The following is a 16,932-nucleotide window of genomic DNA, read 5'->3' as shown; positions in this document are numbered from 1 at the left end:
ACCATGACAACTCGCACCGATCGTATCGCCGCCGCATTCGCGCGCACCGCCGAATCCGGACGTGCCGCAGCGCTGATTCCCTACATTGCCGCGGGCGATCCTTCGCCCGCCGCCACCGTTTCCCTGATGCATGCGCTGGTCGACGCCGGCGCCGATGTCATCGAGTTGGGCGTGCCGTTTTCCGATCCCATGGCCGACGGCCCGGTGATCCAGCGCGCCGCCGACCGGGCCATCGCTCAGGGCGTGGGTTTGCCCCGCGTGCTCGAGCTGGTGGCTGAATTCCGCCAGCGCGATGTCGCCACTCCCGTTGTTCTGATGGGCTACGCCAATCCGATCGAACGCATGGGCCAGACGGAATTCGCCCGCAGGGCTGAACAGGCCGGCGTGGACGGCGTGCTGGTGGTGGACTATCCGCCGGAAGAAGTCATCGAGTTCGCCGCCACCCTGGGCGAACACGGCATTGCCCCCATTTTCCTGCTGGCCCCCACGTCCACGGAAGCGCGCATCAAGGCGGTCGCCGAAGTGGCGCGCGGTTATGTCTACTATGTGTCGCTCAAGGGGGTGACCGGCGCCGGCTCGCTCAACACCGACGACGTCGCCGAGCGCGTGGCCCTGATACGCCGCCATGTTCGCGGCATTCCGGTAGGCGTGGGTTTCGGCATCCGCGATGCCGAAAGCGCCCAGCGCGTGGCGCGCGTGGCCGATGCGGTCGTCATCGGCAGCAAACTGATAGAAACCATGGAGCAGGCGGTCGCGAATGCGCCCGATGCCCAGAAAACCGACGCCGCAGTCGCCGCAGGTAGCGGCTGGCTGCGCACCATCCGGCTCGCGCTGGATCAAGTAAAACGAGAAAACGCGTCGGCCTGAGCGGCCGGGCGCGACCTCAAACGGGATGAAAAATAAATGAGCTGGATCGATAAACTCCTGCCTCCTCGCATCAATAAAACCAGTGATAGCGGCGCCCGCCGTGTTCCCGAAGGCCTTTGGGTTAAATGCCCGTCGTGCGAATCGGTGCTGTACAGCGAAGACTTGGCGGCCAATCTGCACGTTTGCCCCAAGTGCGACCACCACATGCGGATCGGGGCTCGCGCCCGCATCGATTCCCTGCTCGACATGGAAGGCCGCATTGAAATCGGCCAGACCACGCGTTCGGTCGACACGCTGAAGTTCAAGGACACCCGCAAGTATCCCGAGCGTCTGCAAGAGGCGGTCAAGGCAACGGGCGAGACCGATGCGCTGGTGGTCATGAGCGGTTCCATCCGCGGCGTGCCGGCGACGCTGGCCTGCTTTGAATTCGAATTCATGGGCGGTTCCATGGGCTCGGTCGTGGGCGAGCGCTTTGCGCGCGGCGCGCAAGCGGCGCTGGACAACAAGACGCCCTTCATCTGCGTGGCTGCTTCCGGTGGCGCGCGCATGCAGGAAAGCCTGCTGTCGCTCATGCAGATGGCCAAGACGAACGCCATGCTGACCCGCCTGTCGGCGGCCGGTCTGCCGTTCATCAGCGTGCTGACCGATCCCACGATGGGCGGCGTATCGGCCAGCTTCGCGTTCATGGGCGACGTCGTCATAGCCGAACCCAAGGCGCTGATCGGCTTCGCCGGCCCGCGCGTGATCGAGCAGACCGTGCGTGAAAAGCTGCCCGAAGGCTTCCAACGCGCCGAGTTCCTGCTGCAAAAGGGCGCGATCGACATGGTCGTCGACCGCCGCCAGTTGCGCGAGGAAATCGCCCGCCTGCTGGCGCTGCTGAACAATCAGCCCGCGGATGTAGTCACGGCCTGATCATGCATTTGCCGCCAGGGTAGGGCTGCCAAGGCCGCGCAGCCCGAGGCGGCATGATGCCGCCGGCAGCCTCGGGTTGTCGGCGGCATTTTCGTTGGAGGAGCGGCGCAGGCACGCGGCATGCTCTAGAGGGCCTCGGCGCGATCCCGGCGTGTTTGAACATGCGATTTTCGGAACAGTGTTTTCCACGCTGATTTGTTGTCATATTGCGACACAGTCTGAGCCAGTTGGCGCGGATTTTGCTATGTTCCCGGTTAGCCCAGAAATATACGGAGTTATGTAATGCAGTCGACCAAGAAGAAAATGCTTACGCGCCTTGCTGGCTTGGCCCTGGCGGGAGCCGCCACGCTGGCCAGCGCGCAATCCTCCGAGGGGACGCAGGGCGGCGTCAGCCTCCATTACGGCATTGGTGATCACTATCAGCGCCTGACGCTGAACTACGAAACTGCCTCTGTCTGGACCTATAAATTTGGCGGCAACTGGGGCCGGCTGGACCTGACGCCCGAACTCGGCGCGTCGTACTGGCAGGCCGATGGTTCGCGCTCGCCGGGCCATGTCTGGCAGTTCAGCGCCATTCCGATGTTCCGCTGGTGGACCGGCGAGCGCTTCTACATTGAAGCCGGTATCGGCGCCACGCTCTTCTCCAGCACGCGTTTCGCCAACGAGAACATCAGCACGGCCTTCCAGTTTGGCGACCACGTCGGCCTGGGCTTCCTGGTCACGCCGAACAACCGCATCGGCGTGCGCTATTCGCACTTTTCCAATGCTGGCATCAAGCGCCCCAACCCGGGTCTCGATGTGCTGCAGCTGACCTACACGTACCAGTTCTGATTCCGCCGCGAACAGCAGCAGACAGCCCTCGCAAGAGGGCTTTTTTTCGGCCTGCCATTTCGCGTCTGCCCGGAGGCCGCCCGGCGCGGGCCTGGCGCCCCGCGTCTTGCGCGGTTACGCCTCCCCAGAGCGGGCGTTCTGTCCATGGGCACCGCCCGGAGGCAAAAAAAAGCCCCCATCATGAGATGGGGGCTTTTTCACGCTTGCGGCTTAGTGGTGCGTTTCGACTTGAACCAGGGGCTCATTCGAAACGGGTGCCACAGGCTTGCGCTCGCGGCCCAGGCGGGTCGGCGTGTGCGCCGCGGCGATACGCAGCTGCGTTTGCGCGTGGCGGTCCGGATCGGTTTCCACCCATTGCAGGCCGGCGGCGTTGAGCACGTCGTGCAGGGCTTGGGACTTGGCCGACGGCGCCGTTGCCGGCACCACGATGGGCTGTGCGGTGACCGGAGCCACGGGGGCCGGAGCCGGAGCGGCCGCAACGGCTGCCACTTCGGTCACGGGCGCGGCGGGGGCCTTCGCCACCACGGGTTCCACGGCAGGCGCTTGCACCGGAGCTTGCTCGGGTTCGGCAGGAGCCGAAGCCTGGCTGGCAGGTTCCACGGCGACCGGCTGAGTCACCTCGGGAGCAGCCGTTTGCACGGGCTGGGCCACGGGTTCAGCGGCGGCTTGCACAGGCTCGGCCTTGGGGGTCTCGACCTGTTGGGCTTCGACCTGACGGGCCTCGACCTGCACCGGCTGGGCGGCAACTTCCTCTGCCTGCGCGGTAGCGGCCTGCACCTGTTGCGCCTGCACCGGAGCCGCTTCGGCCTTGGGGGCTTGCGCTTCTTCGGCGGCTTGGGCGGGCTGGGCGGCTACGCCTTCCGCCTGTTCGCCGGCGTCGTCGTCGGAACCGTCTTCCTGTTGCTCGTCGCTGCCGGCCAGGCCTGCTTCTTCCTGGCTGCGGCGGCCACGGCGGCTGCGGCGGCGGCGGCGCTTGCGCTCGGGATCAGCTGCGCCCTCGGCGTCGTCAGCGGTCGGGATGGCATCGGCTGCCAGCTCGGCGGCTTCATCGGCGTCCTGCGCGGATGCCGTGGCCGGCTTGGCGTCGGGCAGCGCGGTGGCGACGGTCTGAGCCAGCGCGGCAACCATGCTTTCCTGTTCGCTCATCGGCGCGTCGGACTGGCCTTCCTCGCGACGGTTACGGCCGCGGCCACGACGGCGGTTGCGACCGGCGCCGGTGTCCTCGCCATTGAGTTCCGTGGCTTGCTCGGGGCGGCTGGACGCCAGGGCCGCTTGCGTGGCCTGGGTGTCGCGTTCGCCGCGGGCTTCGTTGCGGTTGTGGCGTTCGCCGCGTTCACCCTCGGAGCGGCGGTTGCCGCGCACGTGGTGACGGCCGCCTTCGGTGCCTTCGGCGCCTTCGTTGCGCGATTCGCCGCGACGGTTGCGGTTGCGGTCCGAACCGTGGCGCTCGCCACGGCGTTCCTGGCCGTCATGGCCGCTGCGACCCTTGCCGCGGCTGGAGGTGGCGCGCTTGGCGCTTTCTTCCTGGGCGGTGGGTGCAGGCTTGGCGGGTTCGGCGTTGCCGGTCAGCCAGCCGACCAGGCGCTTGAACAAGCCGCCCAGGCCGCCGCTCGTGGCGGGAGCGGCAGGCGCCGCAACCGGGGCCGCGGGCGTCGAGACGGGAGCGGGTTGCGAGGGCGTGATGCCCTTGACCAGCGCTTCCGGACGAGCCTTGATTTCGCTTTCGCGAGGCTGCCAGGGCGCATCCGTGGCCGGCGCTTCAACCAGCTCGAAGCTGGTCTTCAGTTCTTCCAGGCGCGGATCGTCGTGGCGCAGGCGCTCGATGTGGTGGTGCGGCGTTTCCAGATGCTTGTTGGGGATCAGCATCAGGTTGACCTTCAGGCGGGCTTCCATCTTGGTGATGTCGGCGCGCTTTTCGTTCAGAAGGTAGGTGGCCACATCGACCGGCACCTGGGCGTGGACCGCCGCGGTGTTTTCCTTCATCGCCTCTTCTTGCAGCAGGCGCAGCACGTGCAGCGCGCTGGACTCGGCGTCGCGGATCACGCCGGTGCCGTTGCAGCGCGGGCAGGTGATGTGCGAGCCTTCGTTCAGGGCCGGACGCAGGCGCTGGCGCGACAGTTCCATCAGGCCGAAGCGCGAGATCTTGCCCATCTGGACGCGGGCGCGGTCGAAATGGAGGGCATCACGCAGGCGCTGTTCAACCGCGCGCTGGTTCTTGCTGTCTTCCATGTCGATGAAGTCGATGACGATCAGGCCGCCCAGGTCGCGCAAGCGCAACTGGCGGGCTACTTCGTCGGCCGCTTCCGAGTTGGTGCGCAGCGCGGTTTCCTCGATGTCGGCGCCGCGGGTGGAGCGGGCGGAGTTGACGTCGACGGAGACCAGCGCTTCGGTGTGATCGATCACGATGGCGCCGCCCGAAGGCAGCTGCACGGTGCGCGAGTACGCCGTTTCGATCTGATGTTCGATCTGGAAGCGCGAGAACAGCGGGATATCGTCGCGGTAGCGTTTGACGCGCTGGACGTTGTCCGGCATGACCACGCTCATGAAGGCGGTGGCCTGGTCGGCGATCTCGTCGGTATCGATCAGGATCTCGCCGATTTCGGGCGAGAAATAATCGCGGATGGCCCGGATGACCAGGCTGGATTCCAGGTAGATCAGGATGGGCGCGGAGTTGTCGCGCGCGGCGCCATCGATGGCCGTCCAGAGCTGCAACAGGTAGGACAAGTCCCACTGGAGTTCTTCGACGTTACGGCCGATGCCCGCGGTGCGCGCAATGATGCTCATGCCCTGGGGCAGCTCGAGCTGCTCCATGGTGTCGCGCAGTTCCTGGCGGTCCTCGCCCTCGACGCGGCGCGAAACGCCACCGCCACGGGGGTTGTTGGGCATCAGGACCAGGTAGCGGCCTGCGAGCGAGATGAACGTGGTCAGGGCTGCGCCCTTGTTGCCGCGCTCTTCCTTTTCGACCTGGACGATCAGTTCCTGGCCTTCGCGCAGGGCGTCCTGGATACGGGCGCTACGGACATCCACGCCTTCCTTGAAGAAGCTGCGGGCAACTTCCTTGAAGGGCAGAAAGCCGTGACGGTCTTCGCCGTAGTTGACGAAGCAGGCTTCCAGGCCGGGTTCGATCCGGGTGATGACACCTTTGTAGATGTTGCCTTTGCGTTGTTCGCGGCCGGCAGTCTCGATGTCGAGGTCGATGAGTTTTTGCCCATCGACGATAGCGACGCGTAATTCTTCCTGATGCGTCGCATTGAACAGCATGCGCTTCATGAGAGGGTTTCTCCGTTGTCATGACGCGCCGATATCGGCGCGTGACCTCGGGTCACTCGGGCTGCGGCTGAAGCGGGCAAGAAATGCGGACCGTACCTGGGCGGCGCCCAGGCGTATCCGCCGCGGGTCAGGCGGGCACGTCGTGCCGTGGGGCACGGGGTTCTGTCAGCAGGAGGGTCAGCTTCACTGAATGTGGTTTGACGGAAAAATTGCTGTGAACGGCAGCTGCGGTCGGATTGGTTGCCTACACGCAGCTGGTGCTTTAAATATGCGACGATTCTTGCAGTGCTTCAGAGCCGCTTGCGGCATGCAACGGACCTGCTGGGACAGCGGGCAAAGTGAATGCCACACCACTATCCGGCAGGGCGCGGTTGCGCCGGCGACCAAGAGACCCAGGGGTTGAATGAGCAGGCAGTACAATGGCGGCCCGCGCGCTCGACGGAGTTGCGTGTAAGTTGCATCTCTACGCCAGGCGGCTAGTTCAGCCCCTTAAGGCTGTCCCGATTATATGTCGCTTTCCGCAATGCGCAAAGAAACTTCCTCCCCCATATCCTCCTCTAAAGCCGCCCCCGCCGTTCGAATGGTGGAGGTCGATGCCGACCATGCCGGCCAGCGCCTCGATAACTACCTGATGCGGCTGTGCAAGGGCGTCCCCAAAACGCATATCTACAAGGCCATCCGCGGCGGCGAGGTGCGTGTAAACAAGGGACGCATCTCGGTCGACTACCGCGTCGTGGAAGGCGACATGGTCCGCATCCCGCCCTTGCGCCTGCCCGATCCGGGCAAGCCCAAGCCGGTGCCGGGCGCGGAGTTCCCGGTCGTGTTCGAGGACGACGCCATGCTGGTGGTGGATAAGCCCGCGGGCGTGGCGGTCCATGGCGGCAGCGGCGTGTCGTTCGGCGTGATCGAGCAGTTGCGCGCCGCCCGGCCCGAGGCCAAGTTCCTGGAACTGGTGCACCGGCTGGACCGTGAAACCTCGGGGCTGCTCATGGTCGCCAAGAAGCGCAGTGCGCTGCTCGCCCTGCACGCCATGCTGCGCGAGGGCAAGAGCGACAAGCATTACCTGGCGCTGGTCGAGGGCGATTGGGTCAATGACCGCCAGCACATCAAGCTGGGCCTGTCGAAGTGGACTACCCAGTCTGGCGAGCGCCGCGTCAAGGTGGACCCGGACGGGCAGACGGCGCACACCATCGTCACGCTCAAGCAGCGGTTTGGCGGCTACAGCCTGGTGGACGCCGAATTGCGGACGGGGCGCACCCACCAGATCCGGGTGCACCTGGCCGCCAGCGGCTTTCCCATCGTGGGCGATGACAAATACGGGCACGACGACGTGCGCGCGCAATTTGCGCGGCAGGGCTTCGGCCGCATGTTCCTGCACGCCCACAGTTTGACCCTGGCCCATCCCCTGACGGGCGAGGCCATGACGCTTACCGCCGAGCTGCCGCCTGCTTGCCGAAACATACTGAAACTACTGGAGTCGGTCTGATATGTCGTATTCGCTGGTCGTCTTTGACTGGGATGGCACCCTGATGGATTCCACGCACAGCATCGTGGCCGCCATCCAGGGCGCTTGCCGCGACCTGGATCTGGCGGTGCCGTCGGCGTCCGACGCGAGTTGGGTGATTGGTCTGTCCCTGGAAAGCGCCTTGCGCCGGGCCGTGCCGGAGCTGACGCAAGCCATGCTGCCGCGCTTTCTTGAGCGCTACCGTACGCACTACCTGCTGCGCGACCCCGAGTTGCGCCTGTTCGAGGGCGTGCAGGAATTGCTGACTGAGCTGGCCGGGCAGAACGTGCGGCTGGCCGTCGCCACCGGCAAGAGCCGCGTCGGCCTGACCCGCGCGCTGGCCGCCACTGGCCTCGGCCCGTTGTTCGACGCCACCCGCACGGCCGACGAGACCTTCAGCAAGCCGCATCCCGCGATGCTGCATGAGTTGATGCGGGAACTGGACGTGGATCCGGCCCGCGTGGTGATGGTGGGCGATACCTCGCACGACCTGCAGATGGCGGTCAATGCCGGGGTGCACGGCCTGGGCGTGACCTATGGCGCGCATACCTTGAAGGAGCTTCAGGGGTGTGCGCCCCAGGCAGTGCTCGACAGCGTGCCGCTGGTGCGCGAATGGCTGTTGCCCAGGATCGGCGCGGGCGTTTAGCCTGCGTTCCCCCGCCGCCGGCGCGGAACGTCCGGCGCGCTGGCCTGTCTATCGGAAAAGGCGTTCTCGTCCGTTGGCTGCCGCCGCGGAATATCATTGGGTCGTCCAGCGTCCATGGGTTGCGCAGGGCGTGCCCATGACTCCTGCGGGCGCCATACCGGAGACCACGATGCTGATACGCAAGCCCGACGATTTTGTTCCGTCCGAGATCACCCCCGAGGTCGTATGGCGCTCGCGCCGCGATCTGATGCTTCGTGCCGGCCTGACGGCCGCCGCCGTGGGCTTGACGGGCTGGGCGGGTCGCGGCGCCCATGCGCAGGATGCCGGCGCGCTGCCGGGCAAGGCCAATGCCGCCCTCAGCGTCATGGACAAACAGACCTCGCTGGCCGACGTGACGTCGTACAACAATTACTACGAATTCGGCGTCGATAAGGGCGATCCGGCCGCCAATGCGGGCAAGCTGCAGACGCGCCCCTGGACGGTCAGCGTCGAAGGCGAGGTCGGCAAGCCGCGCACCTACACCATCGAGGAATTGCTCAAGCTTGCGCCCATGGAAGAGCGCGTTTACCGGCTGCGCTGCGTCGAGGGCTGGTCCATGGTCATCCCGTGGATGGGCTATTCGCTGTCCGAACTGCTCAAGCAGGTGGAACCTACCGGCAACGCAAAGTACGTGGAATTCGTCACGGCCGTGCAGCGCGAGAACATGCCGGGCGTGCGCGCGGCGATCCTGGAGTGGCCCTATGTGGAAGGGCTGCGCATCGACGAGGCCATGCATCCGCTGGCCATGCTGGTCTTCGGTGTCTATGGCCGGGTGCTGCCCAACCAGAACGGCGCCCCGCTGCGGCTGGCGGTGCCCTGGAAGTATGGGTTCAAGTCGGCCAAGTCCCTCGTGAAGATCCGCCTGGTGGAAAAGCTGCCGGTATCGTCGTGGGTCAAGGCCGCGCCGCAGGAATACGGTTTCTATGCCAACGTGAACCCCAATGTGGCCCATCCCCGCTGGAGCCAGGCGACCGAGCGCCGCATCGGCGAGGACGGCTTGTTCAGCCCGAAGCGCAAGACCCTGATGTTCAACGGCTACGGCGATCAGGTGGCGTCGCTCTATCAGGGCATGGACCTGAAAGCGAATTACTGAGGCGCTCATGTCTGCTGGTGTTCCGCAGGCGGCTCCGGCCGCGCCGCCGCGCAAGGCGCAGATTTCCGCCGCGACGATCGGGCGCTTCAAGCCATTGCTGTTCCTGCTGGGGCTGGCGCCGTTTGCGCGTTGGGTCTGGCTTGGGATGAACAACGGCCTGACGGCGAATCCCGTCGAGTTCCTGACCCGCTCCTCCGGCACCTGGACCCTGGTCTGCCTGCTGGTCACCCTGGCCATCACTCCCTTGCGCCGCCTGACGGGGCAGCCCGCGCTGGTACGCGTGCGCCGCATGTGCGGGCTGTTCGCCTTCTTCTACGGCGCCATGCATTTCATGGCCTGGGTGTGGTGGGACCGGGGCTTCGATCCTGCCGCCATGTTGCAGGACATCGGCGAACGCCCCTTCATCATGGTGGGATTTTCCGCCTTCGTGCTTATGACGGCGCTGGCCGCCACGTCGACGCAATGGGCCATGCGACGCCTGGGCAAGCGCTGGCAGACCCTCCACCGGGCCATCTATGCCATCGGCTTGCTGGCTATCCTGCATTACTGGTGGCACAAGGCCGGCAAGAACGATCTGGCGCAGCCCGCCATGTACGCCGCGGTGCTGGCCCTGCTGTTGGGCTGGCGGGTGGTGGCGTGGTGGAAGCGCCGCCGCTAGCGCCGGCGCCTGGGCGCCTTACAGGATGGACAGCATGATGGCCGCGGTTTCCGCGTCCGGCTGGCCGTCGTGCAGCGCGGGGCGGTAGTGCATCTGGAATGCCGCCAGCGTGTTGATCGTGGCGCGGTCCAGGGTGCCGTCCTGCGGGCAGGCATAGCCCAGCCGCTGCAGCTGCTTCTGGAACCAGGCCACGTCGGGCGTGCCTTGCGCCTGCAGGCGCGCCAGATGTTCGGCGGCGCCTGCTTCGTCGTACCAGCGGCCTATGCCTGCCGCGGCCAGCGCCTTCCAGGGAAAGAGCGGGCCCGGGTCTACCTTGCGCTGCGGCGCGATGTCGCTGTGGCCCACGACGTTTTCGGGCGCGATGCCGTGGCGCTGGATGATGTCTCGCAGCAGGATGGTCAGGGCGCGTATCTGGCGGTCGTTGTAGGCGTGCCAGACGGGCTTGCCGTCCGCGCCTTCGGTCCAGCCCGGATTTACGACCTCGATGCCGATGGACGTGCTGTTCATGGCGATGTTGCCGTACCAGGAGCTGGCCCCGGCATGCCAGGCGGCGCGGTTCTCGTCGACGAGCCGATAGGCGCGCCCGGCATCGTTCACCAGATAGTGGGCGCTGACCTTGCCTTTGGACAGCAAGTGCATCGACCGGGCGTCGTCCACGGAGGTGTAATGCAGCACGACGGAGCGGACGCGGCTGCTCTGGCTGACGGCCGTGACCGAGGTGTCCAGGTCCAGCCCGGCGGGCCCGCGCGCGGCGCAGCCCGCCAGGACTGCCGTGGCCAGCAGTGTGGCGATAAGGCGAAACATGGTCAGCGGGCCAGGTAGAGGAACAGCGTGGGCAGCTTGTCCAGCTGGGGTGCCGGCAGCTTTTTCCATTCGGCCACGGTATGCGTGACGACCCATTCATCGGCCGTCGTCACCGAGCGGGCCACGCAGAGCTTCGTGTCCGCCTTCAGGCTGGCCAGCAGCGTGGCGAACATGGCGGCGTTGCGGTAGGGGGTTTCGATCAGCAGCTGGGTCTGGTTGTGCTTGGCGGAATGCTGCTCCCAGGCGCGCAACTGCCTGGCGCGTTCGGCGGGATCCACCGGCGCATAGCCATGGAAGGCGAAGCGCTGGCCGTCCAGGCCGCTGGCCATGAGGCCCAGCAGGATCGAGGAGGGGCCGACCCAGGGTTTTACGGTGATGCCCAGGCGGTGCGCGGCATCCACGACCTTGGCGCCGGGGTCGGCCACGGCAGGGCAGCCAGCCTCGGAAACCAGTCCGATTTCGGCGCCTTGCGCGACCGGCGTCAGCCAGGCTTTGATCTGGGCGGCGTCGACCTTGTCGGTCAGGGTGTGTATCGTGATTTCCTGCAGCGGCCGGTCGGTGCCGATGAGCTTCAGGAAGGCACGGGCTGTCTTGGCGTTCTCGGCAATGTAGGTGTCCAGCTTGCCGGCCAGGGCGCGGACCTCGGCGGGCAGCCAGCGCTCCGGCGGCGCGTCGCCCAGGCCGACGGGGATGAGGTGCAGGGCGCCGCTCATTCGGGGGCTCCCGGCGCGTCCAGCGGATCCAGTCCGAACCGCGCCAGCATGCGCGTCAGCTCGATCAGCGGCAGGCCGATGATGGCGGTGGGATCGTCGCTCTGGATGCTTTCCATCAGCGCAATGCCCAGGCTTTCCGCCTTGGCGCTGCCTGCGGTATCGTAAGGTTCTTCGGCGCGCAGGTAGGCTTCGATGGCGCGGTCCGACAGTTGGCGGAAGCGGCAGCGGGTAATGATGTCGGCTTTTTCCACCCGTTGCCCGTCCGTGACCGCCAGGGCGCTATGGAATTCCACGATCTGCCCCGACAGGGCGCGCAATTGCGCCAGGGCGCGCGGGAAATCGCCTGGTTTGCCGATGGGCTCGCCATCCACTGTCGCGACCTGGTCCGATCCGATCACGACGCTGCCGGGGTGGCTGGCGGCCACCGCCATGGCTTTCGCCACGGACAGGCGCAGCGCCAGGGCCGCGGGCATTTCGCCGGGTTGTGGCGTTTCGTCTACATCGGGGGAAATCGCCGTAAAGGGCAGGCGCAGGCGCGACAGCAGTTCTTTGCGGTAACGCGAGCTGGACGCGAGGATCAGGCTAGGCTTCAGGGGCATGCGGTATTTGACGGTGATACGTAAGTCACAGTATTATCTAACGTTTTGCGGCATTTTTGCAGGAACATCAACATGACACCTAAGGGATTGCCTGGCGGCGCGAGCCGTAACTCGGGCGGATCGGCGGGTGCAGGGAAGGATGTGGCTGCGGGTGTGGCAACTGCAGAAGTAACTGCGGTAACTGCGGTAACTGCGGGTACAACTGCGGGTGCAGCGGCTGCGGATGTCGCGGATGTGAAACGCATCGATGCTTTCGCGTTTGCCCGATTGGGCAAGCAAGCGCAGGGCAGTGTCGCCTTGGCGCGGCTTGTTCGGGCGGTTGAAGGCTTGCCTGACCAACCGCTGGGCGAAGCTGGCCTGGTGAAGTGGTCCGTGCGTGGCGAAGAGGGCAAGACCGGCTTGTTGCTGGGTCAGCCGCTCTTGCATCTGCATGTGCAGGCGAATCCGGTCGTTGTATGCCAACGTTGCAATGCGCCGTTTGCGTACCCGGTCGATAGCGAAGTCCTGCTGCAACTGGTCAAATCCGAGGACGACCTCGACGATGGTTATTCCGCCGCTGAACAAGGCGACGGTTACGACGACGAGGACGACGAAGGCGAAGGAAGGAATTCTGCGCCCCATCTGCCTGAAAAGGTGGTGGGATCGCATCATTTTGATCTGTTGGCCCAGATCGAAGATGAGCTCATTCTGAGCGTTCCGTATGTGCCCAAGCATGATGTATGCCCGGGCGCGCAGGCCAAAGCCAGCGAAGTTCCTCAAGAGGAGCCCGCTGTCAAGCGTCCGTCGCCGTTTGCGGTGCTGGAACAACTGAAGCACAAAGATTGAGATCAACATCGGGCCGCATCGCGTACAATGCGCCCCGTTTCTAGGAGTCATCATGGCCGTTCAACAAAACAAGAAGTCCCCCTCCAAGCGCGGTATGCACCGTTCGCACGATTTTCTGGTGAGCCCGTCGACGGCCATCGAGCCGAACACCGGCGAAACGCACCTGCGTCACCACATCAGCCCCAACGGCTTCTATCGCGGCCGCAAGGTCCTGAAGACCAAGGCCGACGAATAAGGCCCCCGGGCCGAACTCGTACTCGGACCAACTCGGCTGAGCGCTGATACCTGGCACCCGTGATACGCATCGCCATAGACTGTATGGGCGGAGACTTCGGTCTACCCGTCACAATTCCGGCTGCGATCGAGTTCGCCCGGCAATTTCCGGACACCCGGCTATTGCTGGTCGGGCTTCCCGACGCTATCGAAGCGGCGCTTTCCGAGCACCGCAACGTGGCTCGCGATCGTCTGGAAATCGTGGCGGCTTCCGAGGTCGTCACCATGGACGACCCTGTCGAGGTCGCCCTGCGCCGCAAAAAAGACTCCTCCATGCGCCTGGCCGCCCAGTCCGTCAAGGACGGGCGCGCCGACGCCTGCGTTTCCGCGGGCAACACCGGCGCCTGGATGGCCATTTCACGCTACGTGCTCAAGACGCTGGACGGCATAGACCGGCCCGCGATCGCCACGTCCATTCCGAACCAGACGGGCCGCGCCACCACGGTGCTGGACCTGGGTGCGAATGTGGACTGCACGGCCGAGCACCTTTTGCAATTCGCCATCATGGGCGCCGCGCTGTCGCAGGCGGTGGACCATCGCGAGAACCCCACCGTGGGCTTGCTCAATATTGGCGAAGAAGTCATCAAGGGCAACGAAGTCGTCAAGGAAGCCGCCGAGCTCCTGCGCGGCAGCCCGCTGAACTTCTACGGCAACGTGGAAGGCAATGACATTTTCAAGGGCACGGTCGATGTCGTCGTCTGCGACGGCTTCGTCGGCAATGTCGTGCTCAAGTCCGTCGAAGGGCTGGCGAAGATGCTGTCCAGCGTCATTCGCGAAGAGTTCAAACGCAATCTGATCACGCTGCTGGCCGGCGCGGTGGCCAGGCCGGTGCTGAACCGTCTGCGCAACCGTGTCGACAACCGGCGCTATAACGGCGCCGCATTGCTGGGCTTGCGTGGCGTGGTCATCAAGAGCCACGGTTCCGCGGACGTTTACGCCTTCGGTTTTGCGTTGCAACGAGCCCGCGAAGCTGTAGTGAGTAAACTGCTGGAGCGCACCGCGCAGACGGTCGCGCAAATTACCAAGCGCGTTCAATCAGGCGATGGCCCTTCGGCGTCGTCGCCAAACGTGGCTGGGGACACCGCTTGATGGATACCGCAATGAAATATTCCGTGATCGCGGGCACCGGCAGCTTCTTGCCGGAACGCGTGGTTTCGAATGACGAACTGGCAGCGGAACTGGCGACGCGCGATATCGCCACCTCCGATGAATGGATTGTCGAGCGCACTGGCATCAGGCAGCGCCACCTTGCCGAGCGCGGTGTCACCACCAGCCAGCTTGCCACCGAGGCATCGCGCCGCGCGCTGGCTGATGCCGGCGTCGACGCTTCCGAGGTCGACCTCATCGTGGTGGCCACGTCCACCCCGGACTTCGTGTTCCCCAGCACGGCTTGCCTGGTGCAGGCCAACCTGGGCGCCAAGGGTTCGGCGGCCTTCGACGTGCAGGCAGTCTGCAGCGGCTTCGTCTACGCGCTCACCACCGCCGACAGCTTCATCCGCGCTGGCCGCGCCCGTTGCGCGCTGGTGATCGGCGCCGAAGTGTTTTCGCGCATCCTGGACTGGAACGACCGCAGCACCTGCGTGTTGTTCGGCGACGGCGCAGGCGCCGTGGTGCTGAAGGCTTCCGACAAGCCCGGCATCCTGGCCGCGCAGTTGCACGCCGACGGCAGCCAGATGAAGATTCTCAGCGCGGCGGGCAACGTGGCCTATGGCGACGTGACCGGCGACCCGTTCCTGCGCATGGACGGCCAGGCCGTCTTCAAGCAGGCGGTCACCGTGCTGGACCGCTCCGCGCGCGACACCTGCGCCGAAGCCGGCATCGAAGTCGGCGACGTCGATTGGCTGATCCCGCATCAGGCCAACGTGCGCATCCTGAATTTCCTGGCTCGCAAGCTCAGTGTGCCGGTTGAAAAAGTCGTCATTACCGTCGATAGCCACGCCAATACTTCGGCGGCCAGCGTGCCGCTGGCGCTGGATGCCGCGCGCCGCGATGGCCGTGTCAAGCCGGGCCAGCTCATCCTGATGCAAGGCGTGGGCGGCGGATTCACCTGGGGCTCGGTACTGGCCCGCATGTAAGGGTGTGCCCGGGCGGGGGCGGCACCTGTGCCGCGCCAGCCAGGAGAGCGCGCCTGACATTCCACACAGACACTGAATCAATCCAAACGCTCAATCATGAAAATCGCTTTTGTCTTTCCTGGCCAAGGTTCGCAAGCTGTCGGCATGCTGGATGCCTGGTCGGGCGTTGCGGCGGTCACTGACACCGTGGCGCAGGCCTCGCAGGCCCTCGGGCAGGACCTGGGCGCCCTGATCGCGCAGGGTCCCGTGGAGCAGCTCAACCTGACCACCAATACCCAACCCGCCATGTTGACGGCTGGCGTCGCGTTCTACGCGGCCTGGTGCGCCGCGGGCGGCCGCAAGCCCGACGTCGTGGCCGGCCACAGCCTGGGCGAATACGCCGCGCTGACGGCCGCCGGATCGCTGACGCTTGACGATGCCGTGCGCCTGGTGCGCGTGCGCGCCGACGCCATGCAGGCCGCCGTGCCGGTTGGCACGGGCGCCATGGCCGCGATTCTCGGCCTGGATGATGATGCCGTGCGCGCCGCGTGCGCCGCCGCCGCGCAAGGCGAAGTCGTCGAAGCCGTGAACTTCAATGCGCCCGCGCAAGTCGTGATCGCGGGCCACAAGGCCGCCGTCGAGCGCGCCTGCGAACTGGCCAAGGCCGCGGGCGCCAAGCGCGCATTGCTGCTGCCGGTGTCCGCGCCGTTCCACTCCAGCCTGCTCAAGCCCGCGGCCGATGTGCTGGCCGGCGCGCTGGCTGGCGTGAACGTGGCCGCGCCGCAGATTCAGGTCATCAACAACGTCGATGTGGCTACGCCTTCGGAACCCGGGGCAATCCGGGATGCGCTGGTGCGTCAGGCATGGCATCCTGTGCGCTGGGTCGAAACCCTGCGTGCGATGAAGGCGCAGGGCGTCACGCACGTCGTCGAGTGCGGCCCCGGCAAGGTGCTGGCGGGCCTGACCAAGCGCATCGACCCCGAACTTACCGGCCTGGCCATCACCGATCCTGCCTCGCTTGAAGCTGCGTTGGCCGCCGTTAACGGAAACTAAAGACATGGATAACACCTCGATCGAATTGCTCGGCAAGGTCGCGCTGGTGACCGGCGCCACGCGCGGCATTGGCCGCGCCATCGCCCAGGAACTGGCTGCCCGTGGCGCGACCGTCGTCGGCACCGCCACGTCCGAATCGGGCGCGGCCGCCATCACCGAAGCACTGGCTCCGTTTGGCGGCCGGGGCGTGGTGCTGGACGTGACCAACGCCGAAGCTTGCGATGCGCTGATCGATGCGCTGGGCAAGGAGAGCGGCGGTCCGCATATCCTCGTCAATAACGCAGGCATCACCCGTGATACGCTGGCGATGCGCATGAAGGACGACGATTGGTCGGCGGTCATCGACACCAATCTTGCCTCGGTCTTCCGCCTGTCGCGCGCGGTGCTGCGCAGCATGATGAAAGCCCGTTGGGGACGGATCATCAACGTCACTTCGGTGGTGGGTTCCAGCGGTAACGCCGGCCAGGCCAACTATGCCGCCGCCAAGGCGGGCGTGGCTGGCATGTCGCGCGCGCTGGCACGCGAGCTGGGCAGCCGCAACATCACCGTGAACTGCGTTGCCCCGGGTTTCATCGATACGGACATGACGCGCGCGCTGGGTGAAAACCAGACCGCGGCCTTGTTGCAGCAGATTCCGCTGGGCCGTTTGGGCTCGCCCACGGACATCGCCCACGCAGTGGCCTTTTTGTCCGGGCCGCAGGCGGGTTACATTACCGGCACCACCCTGCACGTCAACGGCGGGATGTACATGCAATAAATCACGAATCGCGCGTGGCGGCACATGCCGCCGC

The 16,932-nt window shown here is 65.7% G+C and carries 17 protein-coding genes; 13 read left to right on the top strand and 4 right to left on the bottom strand.

What is annotated here, in order from left to right; translation table 11 throughout:
- Positions 1-3: 3 nt before the first annotated feature.
- From trpA to HLG70_RS15215, 3 genes are all read left to right on the top strand, one after another.
- Complete coding sequence (gene trpA, locus HLG70_RS15225; RefSeq protein WP_171664256.1) at positions 4-867, top strand: tryptophan synthase subunit alpha; 864 nt, start codon at positions 4-6, stop codon at positions 865-867.
- 36 nt (positions 868-903) lie between these two features.
- Positions 904-1,779 (top strand): acetyl-CoA carboxylase, carboxyltransferase subunit beta, encoded by an 876-nt coding sequence (gene accD, locus HLG70_RS15220; RefSeq protein WP_171664255.1) that lies wholly within the window; start codon positions 904-906, stop codon positions 1,777-1,779.
- A gap of 282 nt (positions 1,780-2,061) precedes the next feature.
- Positions 2,062-2,610: an acyloxyacyl hydrolase gene (locus tag HLG70_RS15215; RefSeq protein ID WP_171664254.1), complete on the top strand. Its 549-nt coding sequence runs from the start codon at positions 2,062-2,064 to the stop codon at positions 2,608-2,610.
- A gap of 210 nt (positions 2,611-2,820) precedes the next feature.
- Here the strand turns inward: HLG70_RS15215 and HLG70_RS15210 are convergent, their stop codons facing one another.
- The gene (locus HLG70_RS15210) at positions 2,821-5,880 is read right to left on the bottom strand and encodes an Rne/Rng family ribonuclease (RefSeq protein WP_171664253.1); all 3,060 of its coding nucleotides are present in this window, start codon (positions 5,878-5,880) and stop codon (positions 2,821-2,823) included.
- Between the two features lie 523 nt (positions 5,881-6,403).
- Between HLG70_RS15210 and HLG70_RS15205 the strand changes: the two genes are divergently transcribed.
- The 4 genes from HLG70_RS15205 to msrQ all read left to right on the top strand — a co-directional run bounded on the left by HLG70_RS15205 (position 6,404) and on the right by msrQ (position 9,820).
- Positions 6,404-7,366, top strand: coding sequence for an RluA family pseudouridine synthase (locus HLG70_RS15205; RefSeq protein WP_419144773.1), 963 nt, complete (start codon positions 6,404-6,406; stop codon positions 7,364-7,366).
- Between the two features lies 1 nt (position 7,367).
- Complete coding sequence (locus HLG70_RS15200) at positions 7,368-8,030, top strand: HAD family hydrolase (protein ID WP_171664251.1); 663 nt, start codon at positions 7,368-7,370, stop codon at positions 8,028-8,030.
- Between the two features lie 169 nt (positions 8,031-8,199).
- Positions 8,200-9,162: a protein-methionine-sulfoxide reductase catalytic subunit MsrP gene (msrP, locus tag HLG70_RS15195; RefSeq protein WP_171664250.1), complete on the top strand. Its 963-nt coding sequence runs from the start codon at positions 8,200-8,202 to the stop codon at positions 9,160-9,162.
- Between the two features lie 7 nt (positions 9,163-9,169).
- Entirely contained in the window at positions 9,170-9,820 is a 651-nt protein-coding gene (msrQ, locus tag HLG70_RS15190; protein ID WP_171664249.1) for a protein-methionine-sulfoxide reductase heme-binding subunit MsrQ, read from the top strand.
- A gap of 18 nt (positions 9,821-9,838) precedes the next feature.
- On the opposite strand, the gene HLG70_RS15185 is transcribed toward msrQ, so the two are convergent.
- Genes HLG70_RS15185 through HLG70_RS15175 form a run of 3 tightly spaced genes read right to left on the bottom strand, consistent with a single transcriptional unit; the run spans position 9,839 to position 11,936 of the window.
- Positions 9,839-10,624, bottom strand: coding sequence for an N-acetylmuramoyl-L-alanine amidase (locus HLG70_RS15185; RefSeq protein ID WP_171664248.1), 786 nt, complete (start codon positions 10,622-10,624; stop codon positions 9,839-9,841).
- 2 nt (positions 10,625-10,626) lie between these two features.
- Positions 10,627-11,337, bottom strand: coding sequence for an SAM-dependent methyltransferase (locus tag HLG70_RS15180; RefSeq protein WP_171664247.1), 711 nt, complete (start codon positions 11,335-11,337; stop codon positions 10,627-10,629).
- Positions 11,334-11,936, bottom strand: a complete 603-nt coding sequence (locus HLG70_RS15175; protein ID WP_171664246.1) for a Maf-like protein — start codon at positions 11,934-11,936, stop codon at positions 11,334-11,336. The genes HLG70_RS15180 and HLG70_RS15175 overlap by 4 nt, the downstream gene beginning before the upstream one ends.
- 234 nt (positions 11,937-12,170) lie before the next feature.
- On the opposite strand from HLG70_RS15175, the gene HLG70_RS15170 reads away from it, so the two are divergent.
- The 6 genes from HLG70_RS15170 to fabG all read left to right on the top strand — a co-directional run bounded on the left by HLG70_RS15170 (position 12,171) and on the right by fabG (position 16,898).
- Complete coding sequence (locus HLG70_RS15170) at positions 12,171-12,761, top strand: YceD family protein (RefSeq protein WP_234103520.1); 591 nt, start codon at positions 12,171-12,173, stop codon at positions 12,759-12,761.
- Positions 12,762-12,813: 52 nt separating this feature from the next.
- Positions 12,814-12,996 (top strand): 50S ribosomal protein L32, encoded by a 183-nt coding sequence (gene rpmF / locus HLG70_RS15165; protein ID WP_006223822.1) that lies wholly within the window; start codon positions 12,814-12,816, stop codon positions 12,994-12,996.
- Between the two features lie 59 nt (positions 12,997-13,055).
- Complete coding sequence (gene plsX, locus HLG70_RS15160; RefSeq protein WP_171664244.1) at positions 13,056-14,123, top strand: phosphate acyltransferase PlsX; 1,068 nt, start codon at positions 13,056-13,058, stop codon at positions 14,121-14,123.
- On the top strand, positions 14,123-15,109 hold the full coding sequence (locus HLG70_RS15155; protein WP_171664357.1) for a beta-ketoacyl-ACP synthase III: 987 nt from the start codon (positions 14,123-14,125) through the stop codon (positions 15,107-15,109). Before plsX ends, HLG70_RS15155 begins: the two co-directional genes overlap by 1 nt.
- A gap of 96 nt (positions 15,110-15,205) precedes the next feature.
- Complete coding sequence (gene fabD / locus HLG70_RS15150; RefSeq protein WP_171664243.1) at positions 15,206-16,141, top strand: ACP S-malonyltransferase; 936 nt, start codon at positions 15,206-15,208, stop codon at positions 16,139-16,141.
- A 4-nt stretch (positions 16,142-16,145) separates the two neighbouring features.
- Positions 16,146-16,898, top strand: coding sequence for a 3-oxoacyl-ACP reductase FabG (gene fabG, locus HLG70_RS15145; RefSeq protein WP_171664242.1), 753 nt, complete (start codon positions 16,146-16,148; stop codon positions 16,896-16,898).
- The last annotated feature ends 34 nt before the right edge of the window (positions 16,899-16,932 follow it).

The organism is Achromobacter deleyi (genome assembly GCF_013116765.2).
In the GTDB taxonomy this organism is placed as follows: Bacteria; Pseudomonadota; Gammaproteobacteria; order Burkholderiales; family Burkholderiaceae_B; genus Achromobacter; species Achromobacter deleyi_A.
This window is presented reverse-complemented; position numbering and strand designations above follow the sequence as displayed.

Bases quoted from the DNA above. Each gene is read 5' to 3' on its own strand.
- msrQ (WP_171664249.1), top strand. From the start codon at position 9,170: ATGTCTGCTGGTGTTCCGCAGGCGGCTCCGGCCGCGCCGCCGCGCAAG.
- HLG70_RS15180 (WP_171664247.1), bottom strand. From the start codon at position 11,337: ATGAGCGGCGCCCTGCACCTCATCCCCGTCGGCCTGGGCGACGCGCCG.
- accD (WP_171664255.1), top strand. From the start codon at position 904: ATGAGCTGGATCGATAAACTCCTGCCTCCTCGCATCAATAAAACCAGT.
- fabG (WP_171664242.1), top strand. From the start codon at position 16,146: ATGGATAACACCTCGATCGAATTGCTCGGCAAGGTCGCGCTGGTGACC.
- HLG70_RS15185 (WP_171664248.1), bottom strand. From the start codon at position 10,624: ATGTTTCGCCTTATCGCCACACTGCTGGCCACGGCAGTCCTGGCGGGC.
- HLG70_RS15215 (WP_171664254.1), top strand. From the start codon at position 2,062: ATGCAGTCGACCAAGAAGAAAATGCTTACGCGCCTTGCTGGCTTGGCC.
- msrP (WP_171664250.1), top strand. From the start codon at position 8,200: ATGCTGATACGCAAGCCCGACGATTTTGTTCCGTCCGAGATCACCCCC.
- fabD (WP_171664243.1), top strand. From the start codon at position 15,206: ATGAAAATCGCTTTTGTCTTTCCTGGCCAAGGTTCGCAAGCTGTCGGC.
- HLG70_RS15200 (WP_171664251.1), top strand. From the start codon at position 7,368: ATGTCGTATTCGCTGGTCGTCTTTGACTGGGATGGCACCCTGATGGAT.
- HLG70_RS15205 (WP_419144773.1), top strand. From the start codon at position 6,404: ATGCGCAAAGAAACTTCCTCCCCCATATCCTCCTCTAAAGCCGCCCCC.
- HLG70_RS15210 (WP_171664253.1), bottom strand. From the start codon at position 5,880: ATGAAGCGCATGCTGTTCAATGCGACGCATCAGGAAGAATTACGCGTC.
- HLG70_RS15175 (WP_171664246.1), bottom strand. From the start codon at position 11,936: ATGCCCCTGAAGCCTAGCCTGATCCTCGCGTCCAGCTCGCGTTACCGC.
- trpA (WP_171664256.1), top strand. From the start codon at position 4: ATGACAACTCGCACCGATCGTATCGCCGCCGCATTCGCGCGCACCGCC.
- rpmF (WP_006223822.1), top strand. From the start codon at position 12,814: ATGGCCGTTCAACAAAACAAGAAGTCCCCCTCCAAGCGCGGTATGCAC.
- HLG70_RS15155 (WP_171664357.1), top strand. From the start codon at position 14,123: ATGGATACCGCAATGAAATATTCCGTGATCGCGGGCACCGGCAGCTTC.